The following is a 7,755-nucleotide window of genomic DNA, read 5'->3' on the forward strand; positions in this document are numbered from 1 at the left end:
CGCGGCCCGCGGTCACGACCCGGTGCGGCGGGTCGCGCGGGCCGCCGCGGCCGCGCTGCGGCGCTCCGGGGTACCCGCCCGGGTGCTGCCGCTGCTGCGACAGCGCCGGAGGGTCGCGGACCAGGCGGGACTGCGGGCCGCCGAGCGCCGGGCCAATCTGGCCGGGGCGCTGGAGGCCGCGCCCGGTCTCCGGCGGCTGACCGCTCGTGCGGCGCTGGTCCTGGTGGACGACCTGATGACGACGGGGGCGTCGCTGGCGGAGGCGGCGCGCGCGGTCACCGCCGGTGGTGGGGGCAGACCGCCGGCGGCGGTGGTCACGGTCCGCCTTCCGAGGCGCCTCTCCGGGGACGCCCGGCCGGAACTCCCCGGCGAGTCGTGGCGTTACTTCTGATACCGAAAGGCACTCGATCGGAGGTACGTGCCAGTAGGGGGTGCCGAGTACTCCCCACTGGAGGTACGTTCGAGGTGGGTGACGATCTTCCCAGCGGGGGAGGAGGAGGTGAAACTCGCAACCCGACGTTGAGCCGGAGGGTGCGGAAAGTTCACCGAGGCCTTCCGGCGTCAGAGCACAAAGGATGCGCTTCGCCCCTCGCGTGGCGAGGCCGTCCGGGAACGGAGTTCTGCGTGGACATCGTCGTCAAGGGCCGGAAGACAGACGTTCCGGACCGGTTCCGCAAACACGTGGCCGAGAAGCTGGAGAAGATCCAGAAGCTCGACGGCAAGGTGATCAACCTGGACGTCGAGGTGTCCAAGGAGCCCAACCCCCGGCAGGCCAACCGTTCCGACCGGGTCGAGATCACCCTGCGCAGCCGCGGCCCGGTCATCCGGGCGGAGGCGGCGGCCTCCGATCCGTACGCGGCACTCGACCTGGCGACCAACAAGCTGGAGGCGCGGCTGCGCAAGCAGCATGACAAGCGCCGGGTGCACCGCGGCGGCAGCCGCGCACCGATGAGCGTGGCCGCCGCGACCGCACACCTCGCCGAGGAGCTGAACGGCAAGCTCGCCGCGGCCACGGCCACGACGGCCGCCCAGGAGGAGGAAGGTCCGGTGACGACCAAGGCCGGACCACTGGAGGTCCAGGGGGAGGGCCCCCTGGTGGTCCGCGAGAAGACGCATGCGGCGGCACCGATGACGCTCGACCAGGCGCTCTACGAGATGGAGCTGATCGGGCACGACTTCTATCTCTTCGTCGACTACGAGACGAAACTGCCGAGCGTCGTCTACCGGCGGCACGGCTACGACTACGGCGTGATCCATCTGGAGCCGGACCCCTTCGTCGAGGAGCCGCCACACGGTGCGGGCGGGGCCCTCGGAGGCTGACCGACGCGATGCGCCCCCGGCTGGTCCCGGACCGTCCGGGGGCGCGGGCATGGAATCATGGCTGCACCAACCGCCGCCCGGCACGGCGTCGTTGGTGCGGCACTGCATGCTGGGGGAGGAACGATGGCGGACACCTTCGGGCCCGCGATGCCCATGCCCGAGGGGCGGGCGGAGCCGGTCGAGCAGGCGACCCGTGACCTGGGTCCCCGCGCCGAGCCGATCCGGGTCCTGGTCGTGGACGACCATGCGCTCTTCCGGCGTGGTCTGGAGATCGTGCTGGCGCAGGAGGAGGACATCCAGGTCGTCGGCGAGGCGGGGGACGGCGCCGAGGCGGTGGACCAGGCGGCAGATCTGCTGCCGGACATCGTGCTGATGGACGTGCGGATGCCCAAGCGCGGCGGGATCGAGGCGTGCACGGCGATCAAGGAGGTCGCCCCCAGCGCGAAGATCATCATGCTGACGATCAGCGACGAGGAGGCCGACCTCTACGACGCGATCAAGGCGGGAGCCACCGGCTATCTGCTCAAGGAGATCTCCACGGACGAGGTGTCCACGGCGATCAGAGCCGTGGCCGACGGGCAGTCCCAGATCAGCCCCTCCATGGCGGCCAAGCTGCTGACCGAGTTCAAGTCGATGATCCAGCGCACCGACGAGAGCAAGCTGGTGCCCGCCCCGCGGCTCACGGATCGTGAGCTGGAGGTGCTCAAGCTCGTCGCGACCGGGATGAACAACCGGGACATCGCGAAGGAGCTCTACATCAGCGAGAACACCGTGAAGAACCACGTCCGCAACATCCTGGAGAAGCTCCAGCTCCACTCGCGGATGGAGGCCGTGGTCTATGCCATGCGGGAGAAGATCCTGGAGATCCGCTGACGTCGCGGCGGCCGCGGCGGGGACCGGCCGGTGCCGGGAGCCGCCGGCCGTAGCCGTGACTGGCGGTCCGTGGACGGCCCCGCCCTCCCCGGGCCCGCACAGGCTCAGTCCAGGGCCGCGGTGAGCGGCGCGCGCAGCTTCTCCGGGGTGCAGCGCTCCACGCGCACCGTGTCGCACCCCACCCACCCGGCCGCCTCCCGCAGCGCCCGCGCCATGGGCTCCACCGCCGAGGCGCCGCGCAGCGAGAGCTGCCGTGCGACCAGTGTCCGCCCCTCGCGGGCCGGGTCCACCCGGCCCCGCAGCCGGCCGCCGGCCAGCAGCGGCATCGCGAAGTAGCCGTGCACCCGCTTGGGCCGTGGCACATAGGCCTCCAGGCGGTGGGTGAAGTCGAAGACGCGCTCCGTCCGCGGCCGGTCCCAGATCAGGGAGTCGAAGGGGGAGAGCAGCGTCGTGCGGTGCCGCCCGCGGGGCGGTGTGGCGAGGGCGCCGGGGTCGGCCCAGGCAGGCCGTCCCCACCCGGCCACCTCCACCGGCACCAGGGGGGTGTCGGCTATCACCTCGGCCACCTGCTCCCCCTTGAGGCGGTGATATTCGGCCAGATCCGCCTGGGTGGCCACGCCGAGCGCGGTACCCGCCTGGGCCACCAGGCGCCGCACGCACTCCCGGTCGTCCAGGTCGTCGTGGAGCAGTGCGTCCGGGATGGCGCGCTCCGCCAGGTCGTACACCCGCTTCCAGCCGCGCCGCCGGGTGCAGACGACCTCGCCGGTGTCCAGCAGCCACTCCACCGCGATCTTGGTCTCGGACCAGTCGAACCACTCGCCGCCGGCGCGGCCGCCGCCCAGCTCGGTGGTGGTCAGCGGGCCGTCGGCCTTCAGCCGGTCCCGCACCAGCGCGCACGCCGCGTCCCGGTCCTCCAGCACGTGCCAGCGGTGGCCGCGGGCCCTCCGGGCCCGGCGCCGGAAGGCGAAGTGCGGCCACTCCTCGACCGGCAGGATGCAGGCGGCGTGCGACCAGTACTCGAAGGAGTGCCCGTCCGCCCAGTACGCCCGCTCGACGGCCTCCCGGCCGACGGCTCCCAGCCGGGCGTACGGCACCAGCTCGTGCGAGCGGGCCAGCACGGAGATCGTGTCGAGCTGCACGGCGCCGAGCCGGCGCAGCACGCCGCGCACGCCCGCGCGGCGGTCCGGCGCGCCCAGCAGGCCCTGGGCGCGCAGCGCGAGGCGGCGGGCCTCGTCGGCGGTGAGGGAGAACTCCGGAGTCATGCGCGCCACCCTAGGCTCCGGCACCGACAACCGGCCGCCCGGACGGGCGCACCTCCGGCCGGCCGCACGCGCGGCAGGCCCCCGGGGGCCCCGGAGGGCCCGGCCGGTCAGCGCGCCGGCAGGTACGGGGTCACCGGCGCCCGTCCCCAGTCGGACGGCAGCAGGGCCGCCACCCAGGCGTCCCGCCGGGTGCCGCGGTGCACGATGCGGCCGCGCTGCAGGCCCTCCTGCACGAAGCCGAGCCGGAGCGCCACCGCGCGCGACGGCTCGTTGCCGGCCTCGGCGACCCACTCCAGCCGCTCGACGCCCAGCCCGGAGAAGGCCCAGTCGATCACCGCACGGGCCGCCTCCACCGTGTAGCCGCGGCCGCGCTGCTCCTTGGCCGCCCAGTAGCCCAGCTCGGCCTGGCGCTCCGGGGTGCGGAGCTGGGCCAGCCGGACCAGCCCCACGGTTCCCGCGAGCGCGCCGCTCTCCCGGGTGAAGAACCCGAAGGAGTACATGGTGTCCTCGCGCCAGCCGGCGGGGCTCAGGCGGGACACGAAGTCGACGGCGTGCTCGCGCTCGTACGGGTCGGGCACCGGGGTCCAGCGTCTGATCTCCGGATCCTGGCAGGCGGCGTACACCGGCTCCGTGTCGGATTCCTCGAGCGGGCGCAGCAGCAGACGCTCGGTCCGCAGGGTGATGGGCTCCATGGCGCTATTCTTCCGGGCGGTTCCGTGGCCGGACGCCCGGCACCTTACGGACGTCCGGCACGTTGGGGGTACTGGGGGCAACGCCCCTGTCTTACGATGGCCGGTGCGGTGGGGGCCCACCTCACCGTGCCCGCGCACCGACCGTGCCAGGCCCGACCGGCAAGGAGTCACCCTACGTGTCCGTCTTCGGCAAGCTCATGCGCGCAGGTGAAGGCAAGATCCTGCGCAAGCTGGACCGCATCGCGCGGCAGGTGAATTCCATCGAAGAGGACTTCGTCTCGCTCTCCGATGCCGAGCTGCGGGCCCTGACCGACGAGTACAAGGAGCGCTACGCCGCGGGTGAGGGCCTCGACGACCTGATGCCCGAGGCGTTCGCCACCGTCCGCGAGGCGGCGAAGCGGGTGCTCGGGCAGCGGCACTACGACGTGCAGGTGATGGGCGGGGCCGCGCTGCACCTGGGGTACGTCGCGGAGATGAAGACCGGTGAGGGCAAGACCCTCGTCGGCACCCTGCCCGCCTACCTCAACGCCATCTCCGGCGACGGCGTGCACATCATCACGGTCAACGACTACCTGGCCCAGCGTGACTCGGAGTGGATGGGCCGGGTGCACCAGTTCCTCGGCCTCTCGGTGGGGTGCATCCTCGCCAACATGACGCCCGGCCAGCGGCGCGAGCAGTACAACTGCGACATCACCTACGGCACGAACAACGAGTTCGGCTTCGACTACCTGCGCGACAACATGGCCTGGTCGAACGACGAGCTGGTGCAGCGCGGGCACAACTTCGCCATCGTCGACGAGGTCGACTCCATCCTCATCGACGAGGCCCGGACCCCGCTGATCATCTCCGGCCCCGCCGACCAGGCCACCAAGTGGTACGGCGACTTCGCGAAGCTGGTGAAGCGCCTGGAGAAGGGCGAGCCGGGCGATCCGCGACTGGGGAAGCCGGAGACGGGCGACTACGAGGTCGACGAGAAGAAGCGCACGGTCGGCATCCACGAGGCCGGGGTCGGCAAGGTCGAGGACTGGCTGGGCATCGACAACCTCTACGAGTCGGTGAACACCCCGCTGGTCGGCTACCTCAACAACGCGATCAAGGCCAAGGAGCTCTACAAGAAGGACAAGGACTACGTCGTCCTGGACGGCGAAGTCATGATCGTCGACGAGCACACCGGCCGTATCCTCGCGGGCCGCCGCTACAACGAGGGCATGCACCAGGCCATCGAGGCCAAGGAGCAGGTCGAGATCAAGGACGAGAACCAGACGCTGGCCACGATCACCCTGCAGAACTTCTTCCGGCTCTACGACAAGCTCTCCGGGATGACCGGTACGGCCATGACGGAGGCCGCCGAGTTCCACCAGATCTACAAGCTCGGCGTGGTCCCGATCCCGACGCACCGGCCGCTCGCCCGCCTCGACCAGGCGGACCTGATCTACCGCACCGAGGTCGCCAAGTTCGACGCGGTCGTGGACGACATCGCGGAGAAGTACGAGAAGGGCCAGCCGGTGCTGGTCGGCACCACCTCGGTGGAGAAGTCGGAGTACCTCTCCAAGCAGCTCAACAAGCGGGGCGTGCGTCACGAGGTGCTCAACGCCAAGCAGCACGACCGGGAGGCCGTGATCGTGGCGCAGGCGGGCCGCAAGGGCTCGGTCACCGTCGCCACCAACATGGCCGGCCGCGGCACCGACATCAAGCTCGGCGGCAACCCGGACGACATCGCCGAGACCGAGCTGCGGGAGAAGGGCCTGGACCCGGTCGAGCACGCCGAGGAGTGGGCGGCCGCGCTGCCTGCGGCCCTGGAGCGTGCGGAGAAGGCGGTCGAGGCGGAGTTCGAGGAGGTCAAGAAGCTCGGCGGGCTCTACGTCCTGGGCACCGAGCGGCACGAGTCGCGGCGCATCGACAACCAGCTCCGCGGTCGCTCCGGCCGGCAGGGCGACCCGGGTGAGTCCCGGTTCTACCTCTCCCTCGGCGACGACCTGATGCGGCTGTTCAAGGCGCAGATGGTCGAGCGGGTGATGTCCATGGCGAACGTCCCCGACGACGTCCCCATCGAGAACAAGATGGTCACCCGCGCCATCGCCTCCGCCCAGTCCCAGGTGGAGCAGCAGAACTTCGAGATCCGGAAGAACGTCCTCAAGTACGACGAGGTGCTCAACCGGCAGCGCGAGGTCATCTACGGCGAGCGCCGCCGCGTCCTGGAGGGCGAGGACCTGCACGAGCAGGTCCGGCACTTCATGGACGACACCATCGAGGCGTACGTCCAGGCCGAGACGGTGGAGGGCTTCGCCGAGGAGTGGGACCTGGACCGGCTCTGGGCCGCTTTCAAGCAGCTCTACCCCGTCAAGGTCACCGTGGAGGAGCTGGAGGACGCCGCGGGCGACCGCGCCGGCATCACCGCCGACTTCATCGTCGAGTCCATCAAGGACGACATCCACGAGCAGTACGACAAGCGCGAGCAGGAGCTCGGCTCGGAGATCATGCGGGAGCTGGAGCGCCGCGTGGTCCTCTCCGTGCTGGACCGCAAGTGGCGCGAGCACCTCTACGAGATGGACTATCTCCAGGAGGGCATCGGCCTGCGCGCCATGGCTCAGAAGGACCCGCTGGTCGAGTACCAGCGCGAGGGCTACGACATGTTCCAGGCCATGATGGACGGCATCAAGGAGGAGTCCGTCGGCTACCTGTTCAACCTGGAGGTGCAGGTCGAGCAGCAGGTCGAGGAGGTGCCCGTCGAGGAAGAGGAGGAGCGGCCCTCGCTGGAGAAGGAGGAGGCCGTCCCGGCCGGCGCCCCGGCGATCCGGGCCAAGGGCCTGGAGGCGCCGCAGCGGCCGGACCGGCTGCACTTCTCCGCCCCGACCGCCGAGGGCGGTGTCATGGAGGGCGAGATGCCCGCGGGCAACGGCGCGGCGGAGACCACCTCCGGGGACGGCGGGCCGGTGCGGTCCCCGGCCGACGGGATGACGCGCGCGGAGCGCCGCAAGGCGCAGAAGGGCCGCCGCCGGAAGAAGTGACCCGTCGCGCGGGGGCCGCCGCCCCGCGCGCCGACGGGAGCACGGGCCGGGTCCGCGCCGCCTCCGGGCGGGCGCGGGCCCGGCCCGTTCGTCATGCCGGGCTGGGCCTTCCGGGCGGCAGCCCGTCCAGCTCCAGGGCGGAGCAGCGCCAGCGGCGATCGGCACCGGCCTCCAGGCGGAAGGCCATCGCCCGTACGCGGGCGCCGGTGGCGATCCGCGCGAACGCCTCCAGTACCCCGGTGCGCGGCTGCCGGGCGCCGACGGCGGCGAGCCGCGGCAGCGGCCGGCCGGGCCCGCCGGGGCGTAGCGGCGCCTCGAAGGCGAGCGCGAGGAGCTGGTCGTACGCGGGCCCGCGCAGATGCCGCAGCAGGGCGTGCGCGGGGCGCCGTCCGCTGAGCACCAGCAGGAGCTGCTCCGCGAACCAGCGCTGCGGCGGGGGCTGCCGGACGGGGGAGCGCGGCGTGGCGCCGGCCGGGCGAACGGGACCCGCCGCCGGGCGCCGCGGGTCCCGGCGGCCCGGCGGGCCCGTGCGGGGGCGTGCGGGTGTGCCGCGCGCCGGGCGCCGGCCGGTGCCGCGCTGCTGCGGCACGCGAGATCGGA

The 7,755-nt window shown here is 72.2% G+C and carries 6 protein-coding genes and 1 pseudogene; 4 read left to right on the forward strand and 3 right to left on the reverse strand.

Translation table 11 applies throughout. From position 1 onward, the window contains the following. The 3 genes and pseudogenes from HOY81_RS26295 to HOY81_RS26305 form a co-directional block, all read left to right on the forward strand. Nucleotides 1-391 (forward strand): ComF family protein (locus HOY81_RS26295; protein ID WP_368857742.1); only part of this gene is annotated, 391 nt, incomplete at its 5' end. 233 nt (nt 392-624) lie between these two features. Further along, on the forward strand, nt 625-1,320 hold the full coding sequence (gene raiA / locus HOY81_RS26300) for a ribosome-associated translation inhibitor RaiA (RefSeq protein WP_237323208.1): 696 nt from the start codon (nt 625-627) through the stop codon (nt 1,318-1,320). 207 nt (nt 1,321-1,527) lie between these two features. Next, nucleotides 1,528-2,193, forward strand: a pseudogene (locus tag HOY81_RS26305) (response regulator); the annotation flags it as partial. Nucleotides 2,194-2,297: 104 nt separating this feature from the next. Here the strand turns inward: HOY81_RS26305 and HOY81_RS26310 are convergent. Then, nucleotides 2,298-3,455, reverse strand: coding sequence for a winged helix-turn-helix domain-containing protein (locus tag HOY81_RS26310; protein ID WP_237323209.1), 1,158 nt, complete (start codon nt 3,453-3,455; stop codon nt 2,298-2,300). 107 nt (nt 3,456-3,562) lie between these two features. Continuing rightward, nucleotides 3,563-4,147 (reverse strand): GNAT family N-acetyltransferase, encoded by a 585-nt coding sequence (locus HOY81_RS26315; protein WP_237323210.1) that lies wholly within the window; start codon nt 4,145-4,147, stop codon nt 3,563-3,565. 176 nt (nt 4,148-4,323) lie between these two features. On the opposite strand from HOY81_RS26315, the gene secA reads away from it, so the two are divergent. Next, on the forward strand, nt 4,324-7,155 hold the full coding sequence (gene secA, locus HOY81_RS26320) for a preprotein translocase subunit SecA (RefSeq protein ID WP_237323211.1): 2,832 nt from the start codon (nt 4,324-4,326) through the stop codon (nt 7,153-7,155). Between the two features lie 91 nt (nt 7,156-7,246). Here the strand turns inward: secA and HOY81_RS26325 are convergent. Then, nucleotides 7,247-7,755: Rv3235 family protein (locus tag HOY81_RS26325; protein WP_272893332.1), on the reverse strand; the 509-nt coding region annotated here is incomplete at its 5' end.

The organism is Streptomyces sp. JJ36, from assembly GCF_021696945.1.
GTDB lineage: Bacteria > Actinomycetota > Actinomycetes > Streptomycetales > Streptomycetaceae > Streptomyces.